The sequence below is a fragment of the Nodosilinea sp. FACHB-131 genome (assembly GCF_014695395.1).
Lineage (GTDB): Bacteria > Cyanobacteriota > Cyanobacteriia > Phormidesmidales > Phormidesmidaceae > Nodosilinea.
Window position 1 is genome coordinate 302,707 of record NZ_JACJOF010000007.1, and the last position, 26,831, is coordinate 329,537.

24 protein-coding genes are annotated in these 26,831 nt (G+C 56.0%); 12 read left to right on the top strand and 12 right to left on the bottom strand.

What is annotated here, in order from left to right; genetic code table 11:
- Positions 1–170 precede the first annotated feature (170 nt).
- The 3 genes from H6F75_RS04540 to H6F75_RS04550 all read right to left on the bottom strand — a co-directional run bounded on the left by H6F75_RS04540 (position 171) and on the right by H6F75_RS04550 (position 1,767).
- Positions 171–743 carry a hypothetical protein gene (locus H6F75_RS04540; protein ID WP_190749609.1) on the bottom strand — a complete coding sequence of 191 codons (573 nt, stop codon included), beginning with the start codon at positions 741–743 and terminating at the stop codon, positions 171–173.
- 77 nt (positions 744–820) lie between these two features.
- Complete coding sequence (locus tag H6F75_RS04545; RefSeq protein WP_190749611.1) at positions 821–1,258, bottom strand: DUF4079 domain-containing protein; 438 nt, start codon at positions 1,256–1,258, stop codon at positions 821–823.
- A 143-nt stretch (positions 1,259–1,401) separates the two neighbouring features.
- Complete coding sequence (locus tag H6F75_RS04550; protein ID WP_190749614.1) at positions 1,402–1,767, bottom strand: DUF1830 domain-containing protein; 366 nt, start codon at positions 1,765–1,767, stop codon at positions 1,402–1,404.
- Positions 1,768–2,196: 429 nt separating this feature from the next.
- Between H6F75_RS04550 and H6F75_RS04555 the strand changes: the two genes are divergently transcribed.
- The 5 genes from H6F75_RS04555 to H6F75_RS04575 all read left to right on the top strand — a co-directional run bounded on the left by H6F75_RS04555 (position 2,197) and on the right by H6F75_RS04575 (position 7,187).
- On the top strand, positions 2,197–3,792 hold the full coding sequence (locus H6F75_RS04555; RefSeq protein WP_190749616.1) for a photosystem II high light acclimation radical SAM protein: 1,596 nt from the start codon (positions 2,197–2,199) through the stop codon (positions 3,790–3,792).
- A gap of 39 nt (positions 3,793–3,831) precedes the next feature.
- The gene (locus tag H6F75_RS04560; protein ID WP_190749618.1) at positions 3,832–5,223 is read left to right on the top strand and encodes a DICT sensory domain-containing protein; all 1,392 of its coding nucleotides are present in this window, start codon (positions 3,832–3,834) and stop codon (positions 5,221–5,223) included.
- Between the two features lie 23 nt (positions 5,224–5,246).
- Complete coding sequence (locus tag H6F75_RS04565) at positions 5,247–5,879, top strand: pentapeptide repeat-containing protein (protein ID WP_190749734.1); 633 nt, start codon at positions 5,247–5,249, stop codon at positions 5,877–5,879.
- A gap of 210 nt (positions 5,880–6,089) precedes the next feature.
- Positions 6,090–6,752, top strand: a complete 663-nt coding sequence (gene arsH, locus H6F75_RS04570; RefSeq protein ID WP_190749620.1) for an arsenical resistance protein ArsH — start codon at positions 6,090–6,092, stop codon at positions 6,750–6,752.
- Between the two features lie 24 nt (positions 6,753–6,776).
- The gene (locus H6F75_RS04575) at positions 6,777–7,187 is read left to right on the top strand and encodes a hypothetical protein (protein ID WP_190749622.1); all 411 of its coding nucleotides are present in this window, start codon (positions 6,777–6,779) and stop codon (positions 7,185–7,187) included.
- Between the two features lie 6 nt (positions 7,188–7,193).
- On the opposite strand, the gene H6F75_RS04580 is transcribed toward H6F75_RS04575, so the two are convergent.
- Positions 7,194–7,859, bottom strand: a complete 666-nt coding sequence (locus tag H6F75_RS04580) for a Pr6Pr family membrane protein (RefSeq protein WP_190749624.1) — start codon at positions 7,857–7,859, stop codon at positions 7,194–7,196.
- Positions 7,860–8,206: 347 nt separating this feature from the next.
- Here H6F75_RS04580 and H6F75_RS04585 point away from each other — a divergent pair, with 347 nt between their 5' ends.
- Genes H6F75_RS04585 through H6F75_RS04595 form a run of 3 tightly spaced genes read left to right on the top strand, consistent with a single transcriptional unit; the run spans position 8,207 to position 11,411 of the window.
- A complete protein-coding gene (locus H6F75_RS04585) occupies positions 8,207–9,925 on the top strand; it encodes a DUF3352 domain-containing protein (protein WP_190749626.1) in 1,719 nt (572 codons plus the stop codon).
- A 10-nt stretch (positions 9,926–9,935) separates the two neighbouring features.
- Entirely contained in the window at positions 9,936–11,024 is a 1,089-nt protein-coding gene (locus H6F75_RS04590; protein WP_190749628.1) for a glycerate kinase, read from the top strand.
- Positions 11,025–11,084: 60 nt separating this feature from the next.
- Positions 11,085–11,411, top strand: coding sequence for an STAS domain-containing protein (locus tag H6F75_RS04595; protein ID WP_190749630.1), 327 nt, complete (start codon positions 11,085–11,087; stop codon positions 11,409–11,411).
- Positions 11,412–11,530: 119 nt separating this feature from the next.
- Here H6F75_RS04595 and H6F75_RS04600 read toward each other — a convergent pair whose 3' ends face one another.
- The gene (locus tag H6F75_RS04600; RefSeq protein ID WP_190749632.1) at positions 11,531–12,664 is read right to left on the bottom strand and encodes a SpoIIE family protein phosphatase; all 1,134 of its coding nucleotides are present in this window, start codon (positions 12,662–12,664) and stop codon (positions 11,531–11,533) included.
- A gap of 414 nt (positions 12,665–13,078) precedes the next feature.
- Between H6F75_RS04600 and H6F75_RS04605 the strand changes: the two genes are divergently transcribed.
- Both H6F75_RS04605 and H6F75_RS04610 read left to right on the top strand, forming a co-directional pair.
- Positions 13,079–13,528, top strand: a complete 450-nt coding sequence (locus H6F75_RS04605) for a cupin domain-containing protein (protein ID WP_190749735.1) — start codon at positions 13,079–13,081, stop codon at positions 13,526–13,528.
- A 120-nt stretch (positions 13,529–13,648) separates the two neighbouring features.
- On the top strand, positions 13,649–15,301 hold the full coding sequence (locus tag H6F75_RS04610; RefSeq protein WP_347710608.1) for a CocE/NonD family hydrolase: 1,653 nt from the start codon (positions 13,649–13,651) through the stop codon (positions 15,299–15,301).
- A 486-nt stretch (positions 15,302–15,787) separates the two neighbouring features.
- Here the strand turns inward: H6F75_RS04610 and H6F75_RS04615 are convergent, their stop codons facing one another.
- The gene (locus tag H6F75_RS04615) at positions 15,788–17,011 is read right to left on the bottom strand and encodes a YbaY family lipoprotein (RefSeq protein WP_190749634.1); all 1,224 of its coding nucleotides are present in this window, start codon (positions 17,009–17,011) and stop codon (positions 15,788–15,790) included.
- Positions 17,012–17,414: 403 nt separating this feature from the next.
- Between H6F75_RS04615 and H6F75_RS04620 the strand changes: the two genes are divergently transcribed.
- Positions 17,415–18,563, top strand: a complete 1,149-nt coding sequence (locus H6F75_RS04620) for a DUF1517 domain-containing protein (RefSeq protein ID WP_190749636.1) — start codon at positions 17,415–17,417, stop codon at positions 18,561–18,563.
- Between the two features lie 28 nt (positions 18,564–18,591).
- On the opposite strand, the gene H6F75_RS04625 is transcribed toward H6F75_RS04620, so the two are convergent.
- The 4 genes from H6F75_RS04625 to H6F75_RS04640 are packed head-to-tail and all read right to left on the bottom strand — an operon-like array spanning position 18,592 to position 23,102.
- Positions 18,592–19,080: a DUF3368 domain-containing protein gene (locus H6F75_RS04625; protein ID WP_190749638.1), complete on the bottom strand. Its 489-nt coding sequence runs from the start codon at positions 19,078–19,080 to the stop codon at positions 18,592–18,594.
- Positions 19,077–19,328, bottom strand: coding sequence for a UPF0175 family protein (locus H6F75_RS04630; protein WP_190749640.1), 252 nt, complete (start codon positions 19,326–19,328; stop codon positions 19,077–19,079). The genes H6F75_RS04625 and H6F75_RS04630 overlap by 4 nt, the downstream gene beginning before the upstream one ends.
- Positions 19,329–19,357: 29 nt before the next feature.
- Positions 19,358–22,870, bottom strand: coding sequence for a HEAT repeat domain-containing protein (locus tag H6F75_RS04635; RefSeq protein ID WP_190749642.1), 3,513 nt, complete (start codon positions 22,868–22,870; stop codon positions 19,358–19,360).
- Positions 22,845–23,102, bottom strand: a complete 258-nt coding sequence (locus H6F75_RS04640) for a hypothetical protein (RefSeq protein ID WP_190749644.1) — start codon at positions 23,100–23,102, stop codon at positions 22,845–22,847. The genes H6F75_RS04635 and H6F75_RS04640 overlap by 26 nt, the downstream gene beginning before the upstream one ends.
- A 278-nt stretch (positions 23,103–23,380) precedes the next feature.
- Here H6F75_RS04640 and H6F75_RS04645 point away from each other — a divergent pair, with 278 nt between their 5' ends.
- A complete protein-coding gene (locus H6F75_RS04645) occupies positions 23,381–23,857 on the top strand; it encodes an Hsp20/alpha crystallin family protein (RefSeq protein ID WP_190749646.1) in 477 nt (158 codons plus the stop codon).
- A 177-nt stretch (positions 23,858–24,034) separates the two neighbouring features.
- Here H6F75_RS04645 and H6F75_RS04650 read toward each other — a convergent pair whose 3' ends face one another.
- Together H6F75_RS04650 and H6F75_RS04655 are read right to left on the bottom strand one after the other, a co-directional pair.
- A complete protein-coding gene (locus H6F75_RS04650) occupies positions 24,035–24,256 on the bottom strand; it encodes a DUF2283 domain-containing protein (protein WP_190749648.1) in 222 nt (73 codons plus the stop codon).
- A 77-nt stretch (positions 24,257–24,333) separates the two neighbouring features.
- Entirely contained in the window at positions 24,334–26,565 is a 2,232-nt protein-coding gene (locus H6F75_RS04655; RefSeq protein ID WP_199303753.1) for a glycosyltransferase, read from the bottom strand.
- Between the last annotated feature and the right edge of the window lie 266 nt (positions 26,566–26,831).

Sequence of the window (26,831 nt, forward strand, 5' to 3'; positions counted from 1 at the left end):
AGCCTGGGTTGATAGCGCAGCGATCGCAGGGCTGCTTGCAGCGCGGGAATTGAAAATACTCTGGGTTTAATATACCGCCCGATGGGCGATCGCCCGGTCTACTGCAGCTCGGTACACAGGCTGCTGCACTTAGTAGCGCTATCTCACACCAGCTCAGCACTAGCGATCGCTTAACCCATTTGCAGCGCAGTGGCAATGGTCCAACCATCGACCAGCAGCAGCAGGAGGGTAAACCCCAGCAGAATGAAGTACATCCAGGGCTGGGCCAGGGGCTTAATATCCTGGGTATCGAGATCGGTGTAGGTCTCAACCAGGCCCAATAACCGGGCAAAACCCGCCACCCGCATAGGCAGTAGGTAAGCCTGCTGGTCAGCCCCAATAAAATAGTACACAATGCCCCCCTGCCCAGTTGAGCGAGGCTTTAAAGCTTGGGCCTCACGCCAGGGCAGTTGCCACCCGCCGCGAAACAGCCAGCGAATCCACATCGGGTAGGCCACGCGAATGCTGTCACTATCCACCTCGACCCGCTGACCCAGCGCGCCGTAAATTCCCAAACCGCCCAGCCCAATACCAACTGCTAATACCATAGGTGACACCGCCGCGTCGGTAGCCTCAGCCAAAAACGGCAGCGGTCCCATCAGCGCCAGGTAGAGCAGCAGTAGCGTGAGGCGAATTAGCGGCGAAATGTGAAAGACCTGGGGGGCTGTGGAGGCTACGGTAGCTGAAGGTGAAGACTGAACCATACCAATCCAAAACCTGCTCTAGGGATCCAAATCCTTGCGGCCAGCGCTGAACTGGCTAGACACTCGGGTTTCCCCCTTTAAGGTAGATACTTTTGCACCACCTGCCAACCGGATAGCCCAGCCGCCGCCAACGCTACCCCGAGGGCACTATTGAGGGTGACATGGAGCGATCGCGCCCAGGGCCGCTCTACGGAAATACGACTAGCGCTCCAGGCCGAAGCTAGCACCAGCCCTACCACCGTCAACCCAAACAGCAGGTGGACCGAGTGGCCTAACCGGCCATATTCTCCTAGGGTGCCAATCACCCCGATGGCGAGCAGCACCAAGACTAAGCTGACTGCCCCTGTACCCAAAACAATGTGTAGCGGTCGCAGCCAGGACGAGCGCTCTTGTTCGTTAGATCGGGTGTAAAACAACACCCCACCCGTAACGGCCAGCAAGAAATAAGCCGTCAGCGTCAGCCCCATTGACCAGGCGGCAATCCGCCACAGCCATAAAAACGAAGGTAAATTCATGGCTTTTCCCCAAATGTCACCATCAGCTGTGCCCTGGTGGCATAAGGAAGATCGAACCTCTACCCTCAGCCCGCTATGAAGCTACTGCTAAAACGCGATCGCTATAGTCAGGGCTCAGCGCACCACGCCTTTAGTCTACCGAACTAGCTGGCGGGTGAAATGGCTACTGCGGTTGCAGGTTCATCTAGAGGGGCTGCTAATCGACTCGCCTCAAGCTCATCACCTGAGGCGGTCTCAAAACCCGCGGGTTCTGGAGCATCGATCTGCAACCGCTCGCAAGGGATGCTGTCGGACAAAATGGCGCTGGCCATCATGCCCGTATGAATCTCTAGGAGAGCCTTGGGAACAGTTTCAAAAAGCAGCCGTTGCCCCGGAAACACAACCCGCTCGAAGTACCAATCGGGCACGTTGGTTATGCGAGCAACCTGAATTTTACTGGTGGCATTGACATAGCAGCAGAGCACCTGGCTCTGGCTATCGGAGGGGAGGGGATCAAGGATTTGTGCCATTGATGCTTTACGGCAATATTGCAAGAATCACCCGCAAAGCCTAACACCTTGCGATCCCCGGCTGTTGTAAAGGCGACTACCAACGCCCTCAGCACCTTAACTATTCAAAATAATTGAACACAGTGCTTTATATTTCGCAACTGCTGAGCTTCAGCCTAGGGCTACTGTTCGCCGCTAGTCCTTAACCCACACGCCAAAGCATTTTGGAGATCTGCCCCATAAAGCGTTGCGGAGAATCTTAACAGTGTTTTTATACCACGATTCTGTGACCTCAGATCGGCCTGATTTCGCCTGCTGGAGCCGCTGCCGCCGCTACCGGTCGAATCGCCCCGGCAAGTTCTCGGTTGGCTGAGGAGGAGATTTGTCAGCTTTCCCTATCCTGAGAAGAAGACGGTGTTATCGTGAAGATATATGTCAAGCCTGAGAAGCATGCCCTTTACTACCGCCAGCCAGGCCCGTGTGCTCTACGTGCGGCTGCCCTGTAACCCCATCTTCCCCATTGGGGTGGTTTACCTGGCCGACCATGTGCACAAACTATTTCCCCATTTAGAACAGCGCATCTTTGATCTAGGTGCTGTGCCGCCCCTCGACTACGGCGCTGCCCTCGATCGCTGCATTGACGACTTTAAGCCCACCCTGCTGGTGTTCTCCTGGCGAGATATTCAGATCTTTGCCCCAGTTGGCGGTCGCGGCGGCAATCCGCTGCAAAACGCCTTTGAATTTTTCTACGCCCGTAACCTCTTTTTAAAGGCGCGAGGGGCTTTGGGTGGCCTGCGCATGGCCACCACCTACTTAGCAGAGCTGTGGCGTAACCAGGGCTTGATCAAGCGCGGCTTCAAACGCGCCCAGCGCTATTCTCAGCAGGTCACCACGGTTGTGGGTGGCGGTGCGGTGAGCGTGTTCTACGAGCAGCTCCACAACCGACTGCCCAAGGGTACGATCATCTCCGTGGGCGAGGGAGAAATGCTGCTCGAGCGGATTCTGCGGGGCGAAGATTTTACCGATCAGCGCTGCTACATTGCCGGGGAGACGACGCCGCGCGATCGCCTGATTCACGAAGAGCCCGCCCCGCTCGAAAAAACCGCCTGCAACTACGACTATATCGAGGCGATCTGGCCCGAGTTCGACTACTACCTGCAAGACCAGGATTTCTACATTGGCGTGCAGACCAAGCGAGGCTGTCCCCACAACTGCTGCTACTGCGTCTACACCGTGGTTGAGGGCAAACAGGTGCGCATCAACCCTGCCGAAGAGGTGGTAGCCGAAATGCAGCAGCTCTACCAGCGGGGGGTGCGCAATTTCTGGTTTACCGATGCCCAGTTCATCCCCGCTCGCCGGTTTATGAAGGATGCCGAAGAGCTGCTGGAGAAGATTCTCGAGGCGGGCATGACCGACATTCACTGGGCCGCCTACATTCGCGCCGACAACCTGACGCCTAAGCTCTGCCAGCTGATGGCCGACACCGGCATGAACTACTTTGAAATTGGCATCACCAGCGGCTCGCAAGAACTGGTGCGTAAGATGCGCATGGGCTATAACCTGCGCACGGTGCTGCAGAACTGCAAAGACCTCAAGGCGGCGGGGTTTAACGACCTGGTGTCGGTTAACTACTCCTTTAACGTCATTGACGAACGGCCTGAGACCATTCGCCAAACCCTGGCTTACCACCGCGCCCTAGAAGCAGTGTTTGGCCGCGACAAGGTGGAGCCGGCAATTTTCTTCATTGGCCTTCAGCCCCACACTCACTTGGAGGAGTACGCCTTTGAAAAAGATATTCTCCAGCGCGGCTACAACCCCCTCGATATTCACTTGCCCTGGGTGTCAAAGAAGCTGTTGTGGAATCCGGAACCGCTGGGGTCGTTTTTTGGGGAAGTGTGTTTGACGGCCTGGCAGCGTAACCCTGACGACTTTGGTCGCGAGGTGATGGACATCCTGGAAGAGCGCTTGGGGCTGGCTCCTTTAGAGGAAGCGTTGAGCGCGCCGATTGAGGCTGACCGCCGCCCCTTGGCTGCGTTATCATCCTGAATACAAGGGTTATAGGCAACAGAACTATAGGGGATTGCGATGCTGGAGGGGTCATTATTAAAGCAGTTGGTGGATGGTCGCACTGAGCCAGAGACGACACCACTCAACTACGGCGTGTACTACAAAAATACCCTGGTTGCTCTCTGCCACGCCCTTGAAGACTGCATTTTGACCTCTGGCTCGGCCCCCCTAGTGGTTACAGCTTTTCAGCGGGGCAAGTGGTATTTAGAAGAGGCCGATCGCTACAGCGCGATCGCAGACGCTGCTCAGCAAATTGTGATCCTGGCCTCGCCGGAGGCTGGCTTTCACGACCACCCCACCAGTCAGCGCGAGAATGTGGCCCTCGTCGACCTCGCTGACGACGACCCGGTGGCCGAAGAGTGGCACCTGATGATCCTTTCTCCCGACTACACCGCCATGGTGCTGTGCCAGGAGCTTTCCGAGGCTGACTACGGTAAGACTGGCATACCTGAGCACGATCTGGAGCGCAAGTTTTACGGGTTTTGGACTTTTGACTCAGCCTTGGTAAGTGAAACGGTGGAGCTGGCGATCGCTCACATTGGTCGCTATAACCCAGCTCTTCAGGCACAGCTAGCCGACTACCTAGCCACGCTCAAGCAGCAAAACCCCGCCCTCCGCCACGACGAGCCTGCGGTTGTCAGCCATACCGTGACCCAGGTAGTGCACTACCTGCAAAATAGCCGCAACGACCTCCAGGGCAACCTCGTTTTTAACGTAGTTGACGACCTTGACCAAAACCTGCTCTCCAATGAGCTCCAGGCGTTTTTGCGCATGGCTCAGCTGGTAGATCTCAGCGACCCCGTCAACCCTATGGCCGCCAGCGAAGTGGTGGCGCTTCTAGAAATGATGGGGCAGCTGCTCGACCTGCCCGCTTGGCAGCTTCAGCGGCTGCGCCTGGCAGGCATGCTGCACCGCATTGCCCCAGCCCCCGATCTTGCCGCTCTTGCCGACGACGGGCCCAGCTGCCCGCTGATTCCTGAGGTGCAGGCTTTGCGACTGATGCCCCGCATGCGAGCTGTGGCTGCCATCATTGCCCACCAGGGCGAATTCTGGGACGGCAGCGGCTACCCGGCTGGCCTGGTTGGCGATGCGGTGCCCCTAGAGTCGCGCATGCTGGCGCTGGTGGCAGAATTTCAGCGGCGAGCGGCCCAGGCCCGCCACGGCCAGGACCCCGCTGAGACCGACATGTCTCTGCTGAGTGACGTGCTCATCACCTGCCAGGCCGAAGCTGGTCAGCGATGGGATCCCAAACTTGTAGAGATTTTGGGGCTAATGGTGATGGGGCTCCAGCAGGGTATGAGCCTGCCCACAATACCGACTAAAATTACTTTGGGGTCGGGGTTGTTGAACCCTGACGTGGCTGACCAAGCCTCGGTCTTTCCCTCCTCCTCTGAACTGCTCCCTCGATAGTGACTTCTGTGCCCAGCGACTCTATAGATATTGCCGCCCTGCGATCGGGCAAGCTCCGTCACCTGGCTGGGGCTAACCTGGAAGATGAAGACCTCTCTGGCACTGACCTGGGGGGGCTCTACCTGGCTGGGGCTATCCTGGTGGGTGCCAACTTAAGCCGCACCTCCCTGGTCAAAGCTCACTTAGAAGGGGCTAACCTGATGGGGGCTAGCCTGGTAGGGGCCGACCTGCGAGCAAATTTGTGGGGCGCGAACCTGATGCAGTGCGATATGACTGGCGCTGATCTGCGGGGAGCCAACCTGCGGGGCGCAAACCTGATGGGAGCGCGCTTGGGTGGTGTCAGCCTAGCCGGAGCATTCTTAAGTGGCTGCAACCTGATGGGGGTAAACCTGCAAGGGGTCGACCTCCGGGGAGCTGACCTGCGGGGCGCAAACCTCAGCGATACCAACTTGAAGGGGGCCGACCTCTCCCAGACCGACTTGCAGGGGGCGCGGCTTGACAATGCAAATCTAGAAGAGGCTGACCTGCGTCAGGCCAATTTGTCGGGAGCTTCCCTTGGCGGCGCCAATCTGCTCTGCGCTGACCTCTCTAGTACCCAGCTCAATGGTGTCAGCTTGACCGGGGCCTGCCTGATTGGCACTCATTTAGACAAGTAGGCGCTTGCTCTTCTAAATATTCCAGCTGGCGAGTCGGCGATCGCAGCAGTCCGTATCAGCTGGTGCTGCTGAACTAAGAAATGCAGGCTAACTCAACAGCGGTTGGCTGTGCTGGGTTCTATGGATGTTTACCCAGCCTGCTAATCTAAACTGCGTGAACTGTCAGGGCGGCAAGAAACCAAGCTGAAACTCTCAATGGAGAGGCATCCCATGAGCTTTAACCACAAACCGAGGATTCTATTTCTCTACGGTTCGCTGCGCGATCGCTCCTACAGTCGGCTGCTAGCCGAAGAAGCCGCCAGAATTATTGAAGGCTTTGGGGCCGAGGTGCGCTTCTTTCATCCCCACGATCTGCCGATTCATGGCAGCGTACCTGAGGATCACTCCAAGGTGCAGGAGCTGCGCGATTTGGTGCTGTGGTCGGAGGGGCAGGTATGGTCAAGCCCTGAGCTGCACGGCAATATCAGCGGTCTGATGAAGCACCAGATCGACTGGGTACCCTTGAGCCTGGGAGCGGTGCGACCCACTCAGGGCAAAACCCTGGCGGTCATGCAGGTGAGCGGCGGTTCGCAATCTTTCAACGCGGTCAACACGCTGCGGGTGCTAGGCCGGTGGATGCGGATGTTTACGATTCCGAACCAGTCATCGGTGCCTAAGGCCTATCAAGAATTTAACGACGATGGCACGATGAAAGACTCGGTCTACCGCGATCGCGTTATCGACGTGATGGAAGAACTCTACAAATTCACCCTGCTGCTGCGCGATCAAGTGGACTATCTCACCGATCGCCATAGCGAGCGCAAGGCCGAGACTGAAAAGCAGGCTCAAGCCATCGTCAGCCAATCCATCGGCACCGCCCCTAGCAAAGCCTGAGCACCCTCAACCGGAGTTGGCTCCATGTCCCTATTTCTCCGCCTGCGCTCCAACGTTGCCCTATCCCTAGGGGCAGCGGTTCTTGCTCTGGTCTTCGCCTGTCAACCTGTGCCCTCCGCAGACCACAGCAGCGCAATCCATAAAATTGCCTTTGATCTGAGCAGTTTGGATGAAAACGGGCTTCACGGGCCAACCGACGGCAAGCGATCGCTCGACTACGAATTTTGCATTCCTGCGGGCGGTGCCTACGCCCAGGCGGTGAGCGCCATCGACCCTTCGGCGCAGTTTTTCCCGCAAAGTCGAGGGCGCATTGGCTGCGGCGAGGATGAAGTGCTAACCATTGGCAACACCTACCAGACCAACCATCAAGACGTTTTGATAGAGCTAGCCAACCTCGACTACATCGATCGCATTCAGCAAGTGGACTGGGAGTAGCGGATGTTAGCCGAGGCTAGGGGCATGATGGCGGCGCTGGTCTAGTCGCCCAAGTAGAATGAGCGCCAGGCAGAGCAGGGCAAAGATCGCCAACAGAACCACAGAATTGATCAGCACGCGCGGGTAGCCCAGGGCAGTGACATCGATAAACGGATAGGGGTAGCGGCCCCGAATGGCCCCTAGCACCAGAGCGTAGAGCGCATAGCCTAGGGGGTAAGCCATCCAGCGTGAGATAGCGGTAGGCCGCAGCACCTGTTTGGGCACGGCCCACCACCAGTAGACAAAGAATAGCGGCGGCATAGCGTAGTGCAGCAGCACGTCGGCCACCAGCTGCAGCCCCTGGGGCTCCCAGATGTGGCGCAGAATGAGAAAGTAAACGCTGCCCACCACCGCAATGCTAGCGGTGATGGCGGTGACGACACTGGGGCGGCGAAAAACCGCTAGCCACGATGGAGCAGCCCGATTGGGTAAGGCTCCGGCGGTAAGGGCGATCGCCGCCAGCAAATTTGTCAAAATGGTGAAATAGCTAAAGTAGGCCACCACGCCGCTCAACACCCCATTGCCGTTGGCTATGCCCACCTGCACCGACAGATAGAACTGTGCCGTTAAGGCAAACCAGCCCACTAGGGCCGACAGAGCAGCAAACCGTCGCAGGCTAGAAGAACGCAGCATAGCTCAGCCAGAAAACTATACGTCAAGGGCCACAGCGCCATTAGTGCCTCAATACCACTGAGTTTGGCCAATTTTAAGGCTATTGGACTAGGATCGTTTTGGTTGTAGAGCGGCGGCGATCGCCCTGCTGAGTCAATGGTGAACTGTTGCTGTAAATGGCCAAGATCAACCAAATTGGCGCGAATTTCTCCCTGACTCTCAAAAACCTGAAAATTTACATTGTTTAATTTCTAAACAGCCCGGTGGCATCAGGGGCATTACGGGGCTCGAAGGGCCATACACTAAGGAGAATTAGTTGGCGTGAGTAGTCGCGCTGCGGGTGTTTTTGGGTTTCAGGCGTGAGGTCAATGAAGTTTCGCTCGTTTATTCGACCCCTTGCCATTGCCGCTGGGCTGTTGCTGGTGCTGGGTTTGGGCCTGCTGGGGCGTTTGACACTCAATACTCCCCTATACCTGATTGAGCGCGGCGGGCAAGCTCAGCCGTTGGCGCTTCAGTTTGTGCCCAAGCAGTCGCCTGTCGTTGCCTCGGTGCTAGTGCGCCCTGATCGCCTCGCTAGCCTGTGGGAATACCTGACTGCTCCCCGCCTGCGCCAGGAGACCCGCCACGATCAGGAACTGATTGAGCAAGCGCTACTGGCCAACACTGGTCTTAACTACAGCCGCGATATCCAGCCGTGGCTAGGGGAAGAGGTGACCGCTGCCATGGTGACCCCCGATCTCGATCAAGACTCTACCAATGGCACCAATCCTGGCTATCTGGTTGCCCTGGCCTGCAACGACAGTTTGGCGGCCCAGGCGGCGCTAGAACTCTATTGGCAGAACCGCGCGATCGCCGGTGACGCCCTTACCTTTGAAGATTTTTCGGGCAATCGGTTGATCTACGCCCAGCGCAGCGCCCCGCGATCGGCCCAGGCAGAAACGGCCTCGCTGGCCACAGCCCTGGTTGCCAACCGCTACGTGCTGGCCGCCAACCACCCCGATGTGCTGCGCCAAGCCCTCACCGCTGCCCAGTCTACCGACCTAAATCTTCAGAGCGATCGCCGCTACAAGGCCGCCCTGGGGGAGCTGCCCAGTCAGCGGGTGGGGTTGCTGGCGCTAAACCTGCCCATGGTCAGCCAGTGGCTCAACCCCGATCGGAATTTTGCTGAGGCACTAGTCGAGCTGGGTGATTTTGGGACCGCTGATGACCAAGTGAGTTGGGCGCTGATGTCGTGGCAGCTCTCCCGCGAGGGGCTAGTGGGCCACACAGCGCTGCTGGCTGCCCAGGGGCATCGTCTCCATCCCCAGCGGGCCAGGGCAACCGATTGGGACAACATTGTGCCCTACCTGCCGGGGGATCTAGCGGTGACCGCGATCGGCTCTGATCTGATAACCCTGGGGCAGCGTATCAATCCTCTGCTGGCCCTAGCCTCTTCCACCGGCGAGGGAAGATTTCCGTTGGCGAAGCTGATTGACGGTGCGCTGGGCCAGGGCGCGACGGCTCTTCTAGAAACGGGAGTAGACCAGGTCTACGGTGTGGGACTGGGGACGGCTGAAACCGGAGTGCCTGACTGGCTAGTGGTGGCGCCCCGGAACGAGACACTGGTCGCAGCGCTTGATGCCATGACGGCTTTGGCCCAGGGACAGGGCTTAGGGGTGGGGTCGCTAGATCTGCGCGGCACTCCGGCGATCGCCTGGACTCGCCTGGCCTTGCCCAAGCGAGGGTCACAGCCCTTGCAGGTGGTGGCCGAGGTGGCAGGTTTGCATGCCCAGGTCGATCAGTACGAGGCACTGGCCGCCTCCCCCACCACGCTGGATGCCGTCATTCACCCCGCTGCTGTACCTCGGCAACGCCCGGCCTGGTGGTCGCAGGTGGCCCAGGTGCCTGGGCCTAGCACCGGCTATGTTCACGTCGACTGGCCGCAGATTCAGGCTGACTTAGCCGCCCGACTGCCCCGGTGGCGGCTGTGGAGCACTGCGACCCAGCCTGCCCTCAAGCATCTACGGCAGATTACGCTAGTCAGTGGCGATCGCAGCGATGCGATACAACTCGGCAGTATTCTGGTGCAGCTCAGCAACCAATCGTGACGATGCAGTGATGGCAGACCCGATAAGCTCAACGGATTTCGCGATCGCGCCCCTGCTGTCCGCCTACCTGGCGGGCAGTGCCCTCGACGACGCCCAGCGTCAACAGCTGCTGGCGTGGGAACTAGCTGACCCCAGCCAGGCCGCGGCCTGGGGCATTACCCCCGAAAATGGCGCGGCTCAGCTAGAGGAGCGCCTGAGCTGGCTGCAAACCCTGCAGGCCCATCACGATACACTGCCCCTGCCCCCTGCGCCGATGGAGCGCTACCTAGGACTGTACTGGCGGCTGTGGTTACCCCTGGCCCTCACCCTCAAACGGGCCCGCGATGCCCAGGCTGGCCCGCTGATTCAGGGAGTGCTCGGCGGCCAGGGAACGGGAAAAACTACCCTGACCCTGATTCTGCAGCACATTCTACAGGTGATGGGCTACCGGGCAGTGGGTCTCTCCATTGACGATATTTACAAGACCTACCGCGATCGCCAGGCACTAATTCAGGTTGACCCGAGATTGCGGTGGCGCGGGCCGCCGGGCACCCACGACATCGACCTGGGCCTAGCCACCCTGACCCAGATTCGCGCAGCGGGGGCGGGGGAGGCCGTGGCCCTGCCCCGGTTCGATAAATCACTGCACGGTGGCGAGGGCGATCGCACCGACCCGGAGTGGGTGCAGGATATAGACATTTTGCTGTTTGAGGGCTGGTTTTTGGGGGCGCGCCCCATCGACCCGGCGCAGTTTGACCAAGCCCCAGAGCCGATTGTCACTGAAGCCGATCGCCAGTTTGCCCGCGACATGAACGCTAAATTGGCTACCTACCTGCCCCTATGGGGCTGTCTCGATCGCCTGATGGTGCTGTGCCCAGCCGACTACCGCCTGAGCAAACAGTGGCGCAAAGACGCCGAACACCAGATGAAGGCCCAGGGCAAAACCGGCATGAGCGATGCCACTATTGATGCGTTTGTGGAGTATTTTTGGTGTGCCCTGCACCCGGAGCTATTTATTGCGGCCCTCAAGCGCGATGGTGAACACGTTAACCTAGTGGTAGAAATCGACCGCGATCGCACCCCCAGGGCCATATACTCTCCAGCATTGGCTATTATTTAGCTAATGGGCTAAGTTGCTGTCTACCAAACAGTTGTTAATTTTGGATAATGATTTTTTATTATGAATTCTAACGTTCAAGTTATTGAGCCTACCGGTATTTTAGATAGCACCAAGGCCGAAGAATTTCGCGAGTCTGTGGAGGCACTACTCGATGGAGGGATTGAAGTTATTTTAGTTGACTTAAAAGAGATCACCTTTATTGATAGCTCGGGGCTGGGCACGCTGGTTGTACTGCTTAAGAAGGCGCGAGCGCTAAACCGCAGCTTTTGCATTTGCTCTATGAACGACCAGGTCCGTATGCTGTTTGAACTTACTAGCATGGACCGAGTATTTGAAATTTATGAAAACCGCCAGGCATTTGAAGACGCCAAGCTCAAAGTGTCCTAGGTTTAGATACTAATAAGGGGTGCAAGGTGTCAGGTTTCAGGTATAAGAGTTAGCCCCAAACTTATACCTAAAACCTGACACCCTTGGGAAAGTCACTTTATTATTTATGCGGCTGAAGACTAATCTAAGTTGACCATCATCAAAGACATATCGTCGCTGGCGACCTCCCCTGCTTGGCACTTAATTACGGTATCGAGGATGTGGTCGATGCTGCGCTCGCGCTTGGCCACGGCCAGCAAATCCACAAAATTATCTAAACCGAGGTACTGCTGATTGTCTTGCAGCACCTCGTAAAGACCATCGCTGAATAAATAAAGGCTGCTGTTGGGGGGTAGCTGGCAGCGCTGCCACTGGTACTTGGCCTCAGGCAACATGCCCACGGGCATGCCGGGGGTGCGCAGACGGGTGGTTGTCACCTTTTGGTCGGCGTCGATCGACACCAGCACCGCCGGGGGGTGGCCAGCGCTGGCGTAGAGCAGCTGGCGGTTGGCGCAGTTGAGCACGCCATACCAGATGGTGAAATATTTTTGGTTCTGATCGCTCATCTGGAAGGTTTCGTTGAGCGCCCGCAGCACCTTTTCGGGGCGGTAGAAGCTGACGTCGGGCAGCGACTGAGCGCGCAGCACGTTTAGCACCGAGGTGGAGAGCAGCGCTGACCCTAGCCCATGGCCCGAGACATCGAGCAAATACATCACCAGATAGTCGGGGTCAAGCCAGTAGTAGTCATAGCAGTCGCCGCCGAGCTGCTGAGAGGGCAAAAACCGCGATTGGATGGGCACTCTGCCGACTTGGTCGCTGGGCAGGAGCGATCGCACATAGCCCTCCGCTTCCGCCATCTCAGCTTCCATCCGCTGCTTTTGCTGGCGCAGATCCTGGGTGAGCTGGTAGATGCGCAGCCCTGCCCGCACCCGGGCGTTGAGCTCGTTGATATCTACTGGTTTTGAGAGCAGGTCGTCAGCTCCCATCTCCAGCCCCTTGACTCGGTCAGCAGTGCTGTAGCGGGCCGTCAGCAGCAGCAGTGACGTAATCGAGAGCACCGGGTGATGCTTAAGCGCCTGACAGATGGCCAACCCGTCAATGGTGCCTGGAATATTCCAGTCGCAGATGATCACCCCCGGCAGCAGCTTCTCGGCTAGGGTGAGACCTTCTGCCCCGCTGCGGGCCGTGGTTACACTGTAACCCTGCTGCTTGAGAGCGCTGACCAAAAATTGCTCTGTGGCGGCATCGTGCTCAATGATGAGGATGTCGATCATGCTGCGTTTGAGACCAAGGGAGTAACCGTAGACCTGGGGAACGAGTAGCGTTGATAGCGGTAGTAGAGCAACCCAGGCGTTTCTAGATTTCCCCGCTGGTCTGGCACCACAGCCAGATGGGGATACTGAGGTTTAGCGTAACCCTAAACTGCCTCAGCCAGGAACTTCATAAAGATCCTACGCAATCTCTTTAGAGTCCAAAGGCTACAGAGCTGATTCGCCAACCGTTGGAGCTCTTTGTGGCCGCTTAAATTTGTAGTTTTAGCTTCGGCGGGAACCTCTGGGTAGGCAACTTTTTATGAACGGTACGGTGAGCTACTGTGATCTGCGCGGGAGTCTGTTTAGCATAGTCATGCCGTTCCGTTAGGCCAACCGGTTATGGATACTATGGTTATGGATCCCTTGACCTGCTCGTTGCCTACCAGCTGCGTCGTTCCGGTGTATAAGTCGCCGAAGGATTACCAGGCTTTTCGCATTAGCCCCGGCGACAGCAACCGCCTTGCCCTGGTGTTTGATCCCACCATTGCCAACATGTCGCTGACCTACTGCGTCGAGATTTTTGACGTTGGCGGCAAAACGCCTCCCAACCGCCACCAGGTTGCCGTTGAAATGTTCTTTGTGCTCAAGGGCGAAGGCCGCGCCACCTGCGACGGCAAAACCGTTGCCATTCAAGCGGGAGACAGCATTTTGGTGCCACCTAGCGGGGTGCATGTGGTCGAAAATACTGGCCCTACCCGGCTCTACACTCTATGCATCATGGTGCCCAATGAAGACTTTGCTGAGCTGATTCGCAGTGGCACTCCCGTTGAGCTAGACAATGAAGATTTGGCTGTCTTAGGCCGTCACGATTCCCCCAACCCCTAAAGGTCGCTACAGGTTCCTCCTTTATATCCCTCTGGTAGGCTAGGCCCACCCCTACCGCTCCGTAACCCCTTGCTCACTCCTGGCCTCTACGCTGTTGCTCCCCCGCAAACCCTAACGCTGGTGCTGCCCCCGCCGGCCTCCCCCTCGGCCGGAGAGGCGATTCACCTCGATGCCGATGTGTACTACCCCACTGGTGAGGGGTCATTTCCGGTGCTGCTGATGCGACAGCCCTACGGTCGAGCGATCGCATCCACCGTAGTCTATGCCCACCCCAGCTGGTACGCTAGCCACGGCTACATTGTGGTGATTCAAGATGTGCGAGGGCGGGGTACCTCCGGTGGGGAGTTTGACCTATTTCGCCACGAGGCCGACGACGGCTACGCCACGGTGCAGTGGGCGGCGAACCTTCCCCAGAGCAATGGGAAGGTCGGCATGTACGGGTTTTCCTATCAGGGAATGACCCAGCTGTATGCGGCGGCGAAGCAGCCGTCTGCGTTGCGAGCGATCGCCCCAGCCATGGTCGGCTACGACCTCTACGCCGACTGGGCTTATGAAAATGGAGCTTTACCCCTACAGATTGGCCTGGGCTGGGCGCTCCAGCTCGCCGCCGAAACCGCTCGTCTAAACCAGGATGCCGTAGCGTATCAGGCGCTTCGCCAGGCTGCCCATGCCCTGCCCCTGGGCGATGCTGATCCTGCCCGACCCCGGGTGCTACAGACCTATGCTCCCGGTTCTTTCTTTCACCAGTGGCTCGATCGCCCCCAGCCCGATCGCTACTGGCAGGCGCTCAGGCCAGACCTAGCAGAGGTAAATCTGCCCATGCTGCACATTGGCGGCTGGTATGACCCTTACCTACGGGGCAACCTGCGCCTATATCAGCAAATGGTGTCCCAGGGCAGCACCCCCCAAGAACTGTGGATCGGCCCCTGGGGACACCTGCCCTGGAGCCGCCGGGTAGGGGCAGTGGATTTTGGCCCTGAGGCCGACAGCCCAATCGATCGCCTGCAAATTCGCTGGTTCGACCAGTTTTTGAAGGATTCTTTCTCTGAAACAGGTGCTAAATCTCCTATCCAGCTGTTTGTGATGGGGGTGAACCAGTGGCAGGGGCGCGATCGCTGGCCGACGCATCCCTGCCAATCCTTCTACCTCAGCAGTAGCGGCCTAGCGGGGATGCGCAGCGACGACGGTGTGCTCAGCCCGCCCTTGTTTCAGCTTCAGAAACAACCGGCATCCCCAACTGAAGACGTAATCGTACATGACCCTTGGCGACCAGTGCCCTCCCTAGGTGGCCACTGCGGCCTGCCGTCTGGCCCCTTTGATCGGGGGGCGATCGACAGCCGCTCCGACGTACTGACCTACACGACTGCTCCCTTGACTGAAGGGCTGACGTTAGTGGGAACGGCGATCGCCGTCCTCTACTGCCAGGCCGATGCTCCCAGCTTTGACCTCAGCGTGGTGCTCTCGGAGGTACATAGCGATGGTCGGGTGATCAACCTCACCCAGGGGCAGTGCCGAGTTGACAATGCAGAAGCAGCTAATCCTGGCCCCCAAAAGGTGACGCTGCCCCTACAGCCTACGGCCTGTACCCTGGCCCCCGGTCACCGCCTGCGGCTGAGCGTGGCGGCGTCTTGTTTTCCGGCCTACGCAGTGAATAGCGGTACCGGGGCAAGGCCTGGAAACTGCGCTCAGATAGACCATCAGATCGTCACCGTTACCCTTGCCCATGGGCCGGTTTACCCTTCCTGCGTGAAGTTACCTCTAGAGGCAGAGTGAAGGGCGCTCGCGATCGTAAAGAATAAAAAAAATCGGCTCCCTAGGGAAGCCGACGTGGGTGATACTAAATATCTACGTTGTTCTCTCAATCTGGAAGAAACCACCAAAACCCAGCACTTTTTGCAGTGCCTAAGGTTAGATAATTTTTCCACTGGAGGGCTCTCATCTCCTCCGTCTCTCATTGTAACAACAATTACAGATTTTCATTAACACAATCTCTGCTGATTGTGTTTTGATTTGATAACCTGAGCTAATGAGCAAATGTACTCAGTATTTCCTCGGAGAGCTCGTTTAGCGGCTTAGGGTCTAATACTGAATCCGGTGCCTTTAACTTGGTAAAAGGTTGCTTAGCAGAGGCTGTGGTGTAGCTTGGCTAGAATCCTTGCGCTGCTTGTTCTAAAAGCATTAGAGGAAATAAACAGATTGGGTCGCGGGTGGTTCTCCCGGTCAGGTTTATCGCCGATAGAACCACTCGCTGCCCCGGGCTTACCGCGAAATCTGTTCAACCCGAACTTCTACGTTAGTGGGGTTGCCCTGGGTGATCACCGCAAAGCGGCTGGTGGTGGTAAACCGCAGATCCCCATCGACGACAATGCGGGCCTGTACTGCGTAGCTCAAGCGTGGGTCAATCTGGTCGGGGTTGTAGACCAGCTCAAAGGAAATTGGTACCTGGCGTTGGCCTGTGGCCGCTCCTTGAGCATCGCCAAACACCGTTCTCTGAGAAGCCAACACCACCGCAGGCGCGTCGGCCCGACTGACATCCACTAGGCTGACTTCCAAAATAGCGTTGGGGGGCATGGCAATGCGGGGCAGATAGCTGACGGTGCCGGTGACGCTGGCGGAGTTGGTTTGCACGGCGTTGTTGACCTCAATTGTTTGGGTGCCGTCAGCGGCAATGTTCACCGCCACCGAGGGAGTGCCGCCGTGGGTAAAGGTGAGGCCCCCAGCCGAAGCGTTGGCGGTGGCCGGGGCGGCATTCAGCTCTTGCCGCCCGGTGGATTTGTTAAATAGGTTGATGCGGGGCTGGCCCTGCTGGGTAAACACCCTCACCGCATAGATTGGCGTCTGCGAAAACATGATGGTGCCGTCTGGCACGATGGAATCCACCGGACCCGGTAGCTGAGCCAGCTCGCTGAGGCTGTCGCTGTCGACCACGAAGCTGCGTTTTTTGACCTCGGTTTGGGTGAGCTGGGCCACGTTGATCCGCTGGTTGTCGATGGTGGTGGGGCCGTTGAGCATGATTCGCTCACCCAGGGCGACGGGGCGCAATGCCTGGGCTGCGCCATCAATATCCATTACTGCCGCTACGTAGGTGATCAGGTTGGTGCCACCCCCCTGGTTGACGCCAAAGAAGATAGCAGCATCGGTTTTGCCGTCGCCGTCGATGTCGCCAAAGGCCAGCCAATTTGGTTCCTTGGCCATGCTGACTATGAGTTCGCCGGGTCGGTTATACTCGCCATTCTCAAGGGTGACGGTTTCAAAGGTGGGTTCCGGGCCAAAACCTAGAGGCACAATGTAGGTGCCGTTGATCAGGGTGCCCCAGCGATCGCACCAAACCTGTTTCTCGGGGGTAAACACCTCACGGGTCATGCAGTTGTGCCACTCGGGCTGGGTTTGCGCCACGGCTTGGCCTCCTATCATCGCCCCACTGCCCAGGGTGGCGGCTGCTAAGCCAGCGCTTAGAAGAGCAGAAAATACTCGCTTGTTCATGATTAATCTCACACCTAACGTTCAGCAGGGAGAACCACAGTCTTCTGCTTAGGCATGGCTCAAAACGCTGACTGTATCTCTTCTGAGTCCTTAGGCAATCTATCAATGAACTATAAGGAAGCGATGTGGAGTTACGGTTTTGGCAACGTAACCTGCCTAGGCTTCCGCGGACTAATGACGATGCTTACTCAAGCGGTGGATGCGCTAATGGCCGGATTTGCATCAGTGCTGCCTACCCCTTCACTTCATCTCAGGTGCGATCATGCTGCTTGTGCCTTCAACGGTGCTGCTGCCGACGAGTTTAGGATTATTAACCCCCAAGCTATGGAGTTTCTTGGATACTCAAGGAGAGGTTCCAAGCGATCTACAAACTCTACATCGATGAACTATTGGAGAACCCGTGATGCAGGTGAGCTCTAGCTTTAAGCGGCTTTGGTGGATGATTGCTGCCACCACCGTCATGATTGCGATGGTGGTCTATTTGGGGGTAGTGCCGGTGGTTAAAAACCATCACCTTTCCCTAGGGGCGATCGAAGAGCGGCTTAGCCAGGGCTTTGTGCCGTCGGGAACGATTAGAGAACAGGCTGTCAGCGGCGGCATGAGCCGGGGTGGCTCCTTTAGCCGCCCCTCTGCGCCCGCACCCTCAGCTCCACGCAGTTTGCCTAGCTATGGCGGCGGTGGCTATGGCGGCGGTTACGGTGGTGGGTATGGTGGAGGCTATGGCGGTGGGTATGGTGGAGGCTATGGCGGTGGCTATGGTGGTGGCTACGGCTATCGCTCGGCTCCGGGGCCCGTGATTGTGCCTTACCCCACCTACGCTCCGGCTCCGGTGTATGTGGGCACGGGTGGTGGCGGTGGCGGCGGTGGATTTTTGATTGTGATTGTAGTGGTGGGGTTTATTGTGCTGCCCATCGCGTTTAACTATTTGCAGGGCGGCAGTCGTAGGTTTGACGGTTCAGCGGCGGCGGGTAGCCAGAGCGAGCTGCTCAACGACATTGTCACCGTGACGCGCCTACAGATAGTGCTGCTAGCGGGGGCAAGAGATCTTCAGCGCGACCTCGATCGCATTGCTGTCAACGCTGACCTCACCACCCCGGCGGGGCTCGCATCTCAACTGCGCGAAACAGTGCTGGCGCTGCTGCGCCACCCCGACTATTGGACCCATGTGCGGGCCGACTCGCAGACGGTGTCCGGGCGAGAGCGGGCATCAGAACTGTTTGAGCGGCTGTCGATTCAAGAGCGTAGCAAGTTCACTGTCGAAACTTTGGTAAATGTGGGCGGCGAGGTGCAGCGGCGATCCATGCCCAGTGGACCCAGCGAAGATGTGGCCTCTCACATTGTGGTGACGCTGCTGCTGGGCACGGCGGACGATCGCCCCTTGTTTAGCACCGTTAATTCTGTTGCTGATTTAAGAGCAGTATTGCAGCGCTTAGGCTCTATTTCTCCCGCTTATCTACTGGTCTACGAGCTGCTGTGGACGCCTCAGGACCCCAGCGATAGCCTCAGTGCTGATGAACTGATCGCCTACTATCCCGACCTAGTGACGCTGTAAAAATGATTTGAAAGGTTGCTCAGTGAGTTTAGGGTTCTTGAGACAGAGCTAGAACACGGTGATATAGCTGAGGGCTAATGCGAAAGCCAGCTTGGTTGATCAATGCGTCCATGATGGGTTGAACCTTGGGGATGAGGGTTCTTTGCTTAGCGATGACCAAAATGCCTAGAATGCCAATGATGGAAAGCCCCAGCCGCAGTGCCTCTTGTCGTCCTAGTCGTTCATCAATAAGGAGATCGTTGGCCTGTAGCTCAAGTGCTAAGGCGATCGCATTGGCTTCTCCAGCATCTAAACCCCGATCCCGTTGAAGCTGGTTCGCGAGTTGAGTGTTGACCAAAAGTTGAGGGTGAATCCAATCTAGCTGAAGTGTTGCTGATATTTTGAGGTTGCTGGCTGCGGCTAGCTCATCAGCCACAACGGTTGGAATGATAACGGTTTGGTAAATGGCTTTTAGCAGCCAGAGATGATCGATAATAGCCAGGTTAGAAAGGGCAGATGTGTCGCTAACGACAATCATAGCCAGCCCCGATCGCGCAGGTGCTGCATGTCTTGCTCAAAATCTTCGACATCGTAGTGGACGCAGATATTGCGATCGGCTAGGAGTTTTTGAAAACTGATTAGCTCCATGCCTGCAATTTTGCTGGCACGACTGAGAGAAATGCGCTCTTGCTGGAAGAGGGCAACGGCAATTTCTCGAAACCAGTCGCTTTGGTTAAACGTTTCGGTTTGGTTGAGATTGTCAGGTAAGTTAAGGGTGATCTGCATGGTTTTGAGCCCGTTTAGTTAAATGATGGTTACTCCACATCTTCGCTGACGCCTTCAAGAAATGCGATCGCGCCTTTGCCCCAGGGGTTAGATTCGACAAAGTGTTCACCGACTTTGATGGCTGCTTTTTTGCCGCCATTCCACAGACGTTGAAGGTTGAGGAAGTTTTGCCAGCGGGTATCGATGCGGCGGGCTTCGATGTTGATGGTTTGGATGATGGCAGTTTCGTCGGTAACGTGAGTATTTTGTTGCTGGAGTTCGTCGATGAATTGTTTGTAGCCCGTTAGAAGGATCTCAAAGTTTTGCTCTGAAGCGTGGATGTGCTGAGTGACGTCTTGTTGACTGCCTTCGGCTGCGTAATTAACCCCGATCGTTGCATTTTGCTGATTGAAAATGGGTGCTTTTTCGCTCATGATTGTTAGTTTCTCTACCGTTTTGATTGTTATTGTGTTTGAGATTGTTTTGTCGCTTTGGCTGGAGGTGCCGTCGCCCTGCTGGCCTGCTAAACGAGCTTGCCAGATTTCGTAATTGTAGAATTTACACCGATCTTGAATATAAAGAATTGCCGTAAGTAATTCCTTCAAGAAATCCTTATCAGCTACCGTTTGCAAAGCTTTTTTCAGTGAAGAAAGCAAATCTCCATCAGCAGTTTTACCTAAAGCATTGACTCTCTTCAACTCTAGCCAGGATGAAGATAATTGATGAGAATCAAACTTCACTTCTAGTAAAAATGATGCAGCGAGAGAGTCTTTCGTATCACCTAATGCTTCCAATATATCTCCAGTAAATTTTCCGTCGCCTTGGAGCAGGATTCTTCCAAGCGCTTCAATCGCCAGGGATCCACCAATGCTGCCAAGGGCTTTGATTGCATGCTTGATGAAAGTATCATCATCCTGATGACATGTCATTGCTTGAACAATCTTTTGCGAAGAATCAGGATGACCTATTTCTCCCAGCACTTTTGCTGCTTTACGGCGTATTTCTTTCTCGTCATTCAATGCTTCGTATAACACTGTCAGGAAAACAGCTTCTGCCCGCTTTTCGATTTTTCTAATGGAAGTGAGTCGAATAAGAAAATCCGAGCTATTTGCAGTATCAATCAGAACTGCATCAATCTCTTTTTCATCTATTAAATTATAATATTTTTCAATTCTTTCAAGAGCATGGAGTTGCAAGCCTGAAGAAGGATCTTTCACTTGCTCTAAAAATATGTTGATCGCTTGGCTTTTACAGGGGGTTTCAAGATAGTATTGCAATTCCCTGAATGCGGCTTGCTGCACAAGACGATCTGAATCGTTTATCAGGTTAACAAGCAGCTCAAAAACTATCTCTTGACAGTTAGGCTCACGGTAATTTCTCAGTTCTACTACCGCAAATTGACGAAGATATGGACTCTCGTGTTTTGCAGCATAGACTAGATGCGTGAGATCAATATCGGTGCTTGAGTGGCTTAAACTGCTTGATTCATAGAGATCTTCAGCGTCATTGTCACTGTCATCATCATCAAAAACGCTGCGAAATAGAGAAGGTTTTTCTTCATCGCCGTAGATATCCCAAAGAGCAGTTTGCTGCCTGATATCAAAATATGGCTCCTCGTTTGGCGATTTTTCTCTCCACTCTTTAAGTTTGAGTCCAGCAAGTTCAGTGCCAATTTTTCCAAGGGTCATAGCTAACTCACCACGAACCATTGGGTTTTCATCGTCTATCATATGAGAAATCGCATTTATTGCTGAGCTATCTTTTATCTCTGCAAAAGCAGACATAGCTTTTTGACGTATTTCAGGGTTCTCATGAAGTAGGGAGGACTTTAGAGCGCTAACAACATGCTTAGATCTCGTACTGCCTAGGAGTAAGACTTTCAGTAATTCAGATGCATCTACAGCTTCCACTAATTGTGTGGCGTATTGTTGAGATATCTCGACTGTTTCTCCAGACAGTCTTGCGCCTAACATTAAATCTACCGAAAGAGCTAGCCTTACTACTCGTAGTGCTTGGGTCTCGTTATCTACTAGCGACAGCATCAGGGCGATCGCTTCTGTCCACTTCAACAGGTTGAGGTAGTCACGCTTGATTTGCTCATCGCTTAGCTTTGGCAGCAATCGCCGTAAATATTCTGCCGCGTAATATTCTTGAATCAGTTGGTGGCGAAACTCAATGTGCTCTTCAAAGTTGGGTTGAATAACGGGCTGGATTAGATGATATTTCAGCAAGTCTTTGAGCCAGCACTCGGCAAACTCTCTGGGATTTGACCTGCCCGCTTGTTGTAAATATGCCGTTAAACAGTCTTCTGCTTCCTCTCTAGGAATAGACAGCTCAAGATCGATTAAGGTTTTTCCTTGCATCATGACAAACGCCAGATGGCGCAATAGCTTATGCCACTGATCTCTAGAATCTGCTGGGGCATCTGCCTGGAGTTCCTGATCATGCAGTTGGACAAACTCCCTAAATGCCAGTCCTAGATTGTCAGGAACCTTGCCATTTTGAGCGAATACCTGACAGAGCATCCACAATAACAGCGGCGTTTCGGCAAACTTACGGAGTCTGTTACCTTGAATCTGCTGAAATAGGTGATCGCCTTCATATCCCAAATAGCCCTGCACAAACTCCTGCATTTGCGGCTCTGTCAGGGGCAACATTTTCAGAGTTTTTGCAATGCCCAGGGTGCCGCCCGCGCTCAGCTCCCGCGTAGAGATAATCATCGGGGTGGTGGAGTGATACCTATCCCGAAAATTGGCAATTTCTGTCCTGAATCGTTCAGGCAACTCGTTCAGGCCATCCAACAGTAACAGGAACCTTCCTTGGCCCAATAGTTTCTGAATTTGGGCAATCTCTACTGCTACCTTATGACCAACTAGGAAATCTCGAATCAGTCCCTCTATTGTTCCGGTACATCGGCGTAATTTCACCAGCACTGGTATTCGAGCGGTTGAATCGTGTAACGCTTTCTCTGCCTCTTCCCAGAGCAATCGTTCCAACGAGGTTGATTTCCCCGATCCGGGTTTGCCGATTAGCACTACATGCTCAGCCGCATAGTTTCGCAGCCCTGCCAACACATCCCATTGCTCCATCCGCTCCTGGGGTTTCGGTGTCCTATCGTGTTGGTTGCCCTGCTCCTTCTGGTCGGGCTTCCCCGTCTCTGCCCGCAACTTCAACCGTAATGAAAACCGATGTTGTGAAACGGTCATGGCATCCTGCACTGGCACTCGCTGCCGATCTTCCACCGTTGTTGGAGTGTAAACCTCTTGCCACTCGATATAATCCTCATTCTCCAGGAGAGATTGCAGATAAGGCTGAAAATTAGGGAGATCCTGGTCTTGGGTAGGTAGCATCTGCTGTGAGAGCTGATTTAGGTAGGCCAAAATTCCCTCTACTCCCCGACCGCTGGAGCCTTCAGCCCAGTCCAGCAACGCCTTCACCCGGTTCATCTGCGGCGCAGTGTCGCCAGGAATGAGGCCGCCAGGTGGTTTAAGCGCAAACAACAGCCGCTCGAAGATGGCGGGCGGCAAGTTGCTGAGGTCATCGAAAAGCTGAGCGCGATCCATACCGGGGTGGGCTGAGGGAGACATCCTTACCGCTATGGTACTCCCAGAGAATTTTGGGCGTCAGATCTCGCTGCGATCGCATATCACCGCCCTGCAATCGTATGTCATCGAGTTGTAATGGCATATCACCAGGCTGCAATGGCATGTCCAGGGGCTGCAATCGCGATCGCGTCCGTCGCTTTAACAATCGCAGTCGCGGCAATGGCGATCGCATACCTACACAAGGCATCATGCAACCCTCCTATCCTCTAGCTGGTTGGTGAACCATTAATAGTCTGCTTGCTGCCCCAAAAACTGGGTTTCTTGACCTATAGCTTGAGAGTGCGATCGCTCTACGGTTAACCCCACAACTGGTTCGGTGGGGAAGTTCGCCATCTCAGTAGGGTTCCTACGACTGGAGGTAGAAGCGGCTCTGTCGCACCATAGTAGCTGTAGAGAGTGAAAGCGCAAATGCTTGACCTGACTCACCTTAGACGTTTGCAAAGGCAAGTACCAGGAGGTTTAGAACCCATGATTATTCGTCGCTACTTAGACCCCATTACCGAAATCAACGCCATTCGTCGCCAGATCAACGACGCCTTTGGCGATCTCACCAATGAAGCGCTGACTAAGACCGATTGGGCTCCCGCCATTCGCCTGGTTGACCACGGCAATGAGTTTGTGTTGACTGCTCACCTAGTGGGCGTCAGCGCTGCTGACCTCGACGTGCAGGTAACCGCTGACAGCGTATCCGTCGCCGGCGTTCGCAAGGCTCCCGAAGCCCCTGCTGAAGAAGGCACCCAGGTGCTCTACGACGACACCCGCTACGGCAGCTTCCAGCGCATGGTCAACCTGCCCGACGCGGTGCAAAACGACCAGGTTGCGGCCGACTTCACCCACGGCGTGCTGACCCTGACCCTGCCCAAGGTGGTTGAAGCCCGCAATAAGGTAGTCAAGATCAGCCTGGGTGGTACTGAAGCCCCTGCCATTGAAGCGGGTGAAGCCTAACTCAGAGCAAGAGATGTCTCTGCGCTAGCGGTTGACGATTGAGAGTAAGTCATGAGGACTGGGGAGGCATTGCCTCCCCTTTTTTTTGCTTCGCCGGCTCCAGCGCCCCGCCACTGAATTCGCCGCGATTCTTGAGTTCAATCACATCGCGTTAGCCTAGGGCACTCTGCTGCCCTGCTAGGGCTGCGGCTTTTCGAGGTCGGCGTCGCCTATGGTAAACGTGACCGAGAGCGGGCTGTCAACCCGGCGGGAGGCCTCGCGCAGCTCGAGCCCTACAATCATGCCGTCGTCGTCGTAATCGAGAATGAGGTTAGGCGAAATGCGGGCGGTTTCGCCAACTTCGCGCTGGTTAAAGGCGATTTGCAGGATGTCGCGATCGGGGTCGTAGGTGATCTGCATAGGCTAGGGCGCGAGGCGACAAAGGCGCAGTGGGTAGTGTGATAGCCGCCATCATAGAGTGTTTCTAGGCGGATGGTTTACCCTTTGACGACTGGCAGCGCTTTGGAACTGCGGTCATTTGCCCATCGTGGCCAAAACAGCACCCGCAGCAGCAGCCCGATCGATTGCAACTCACCGGGGCTGTTCCACCGCTTCCACTGGCCAGGGCGACAAAACAGGGTAGTGACCAGGGTGCGGTAGGTGGCAGGAGCCATAGGGCCAAACTGCACTCGTAGGTGAGGAAATTCGTCTTGGTAATCAATGGCGGTGACAATGCCCTCCAGGGCGATCGCCTCCTCAGCGATTTCTAAATCTACCGCCATTCCCACACTGAGAGGATGCTCCAAAGAGGTTTGCTGGGTGAGGGCCACCTCGACCCCGGTCTCTGACATCAGCGTCGTAATGCCCCACCAGGTTCGAGGGGCAGGGCTACTGATAGGCATGGAGGCAGAGCGATCGTCCGCTGCCTGAAACAGCCGGGGCGTCAGCTTCACCACTCGGCGCAGCTTCAGCCACACATGGGGGTCGGGGCGGGGAACATCTAGCAAGATCAGCAGGGCGATCGCGATCATCGCCAGGTTGTAGGCGCTCCACAGCCAGCCCAGAGCCAGTCCCTTGGCTTGTAAATCGTAGGTGTCGCTGCCCCATCCGGCCGTCAGACACAGACCCAGGTTGCGCCACAGGCTGACGGCAGTAAGCCCAAACAAAATCACCAGGGGCAGACTCAGCCGCCAATTAAACTGAAACTTCTGATTAGACGTGCCTTTTGGCGTGACGTCAAAGCCCTTTGAAAAGGGTTTGACCAGGGCTTGCACCACCGTCGCGGCCAGGGGAAACACCAGCACTATTGAATAAACATCAGACATGAGGGCTGAGCGGGAGTGGTGGTTGAGCCAGGCAAACACCGTGAGCTGCACCAGGTAGTAGGGCAAAAAGAAATACAGCACCTCTGAGGTATTGGCCTGAATCGGCACCACATTGAGAAACGAGTAGGCCAGGGGCATCAGCAACAACACCAGGCGAGGAATGCTGCCCATCTGGTTCATCAGCCCTTCTAAATGGCCCAGGCGCTGGAGCGGGGTGAGCCCTCGAATCGTCAGGGGGTTAGACTCGATAAAAAATGCCTGGAGGGTGCCCCTGGCCCACCGCAGCCGCTGGGTAATATGGGCTGAAATGTTCTCCGCCGCCAGGCCGGCGCTGAGCTGTTCGTCTAAATAGATGACCTCGTTGCCTTGGGCCGCTATGCGGATGGCGGTAAAGTAGTCTTCGCTGAGCGATTCGGTGACAAATCCACCGCTGTCTTCCAAGGCGCTGCGGCGCACCACAAATGAGGTGCCAGCACAGACCACGCTGCCCGACCCATCTCGCATCGGCTGAATCTGGCGATAAAAGACCTCTTCGTCTGGGGTCAATACCCCTTCTAGACCGAGGTTGCGGGCAATGGGGTCGGGGTTGTAGAAACTTTGGGGCGTCTGCACCAGCCCCACCTTGAGATTTTGAAAGAAGCCCACGGTGCGGCAGAGAAAATTGCGAGTGGGGACGAAATCGGCATCAAAGGAGGCAATCAGTTCTCCCTGGGTGAGTTCGAGGGCGTGGTTGAGGTTGCCAGCTTTGGCGTGGTAGTTGTTGGGGCGAGTTAGGTACTGGCAGCCCAGCTCTGCCGCCAGAGCTTTAATCTCAGAACGGCGAGTGTCATCGAGCAGGTACACGGTCTTGCGCGGGTAATCCATCGCCTGGCACCCGATGACGGTGCGGCGCAGGATGAAAGCTGGTTCATCGTAGGTGGGGATAAACACATCCACCCACGGCTGGTAGTGCCCGTGGCGCACATCGTGCTCCAGTACATCGGCTTGGGAGCGGCGATCGCGCACCCGCAGCAGCAGCAGCAGTTGAATAATGCTGATCGTGAGGCCAAACAGCTCCATCCCCAGCAGCAGCAGGCTGAAGGTGCCCTCTAGGGGTGAGGCCAAATTTAGGGTTGAGAGGCAGCGCCAGACGAGATAGCGGGTCACTAAAACCAGCAAAATGCTGATCACAATGCACCGCGACCAGGGCCGGGGCCGGGGTGAGATGCGGGTAATGGCAAAGGCCAGCAGCAGCAACACCACCGTGGGGGCCACCAGATACTGGGCCGCCACCATCGGTACTTCAAGCCACATGGGGGGCTGACTCTGCAATACCTGGAGTTGGGCAAAAATCTTGGTAATTCTTGCCTCACCCGCAAACCAAGCCACCACAATGGCTGCCGATAGCCCCACGATGGCCGCCATTACAAAGGTTGCCCAGCGTATCGACGGGCGCGATGTAGCCTTGTCGAGCGGTTTAGAAACAGATCTCGATAGAGACGGCATGGGTGAATAACGGTAAAGAGCAGATGCGGCGGGCCCAGCCTCAGGTCAGCCAACTGGGCACTATCCAGTGGATTTTGGCCGATGTATCTGAGAGTGGCCTGAGTAGAGCAAGCACTCAGTAACAGCCAGCCAGAAACCGGGTCTAATCCACTGCTGTCGAAGACAAAGCCCTAGTAGCCGAGCCA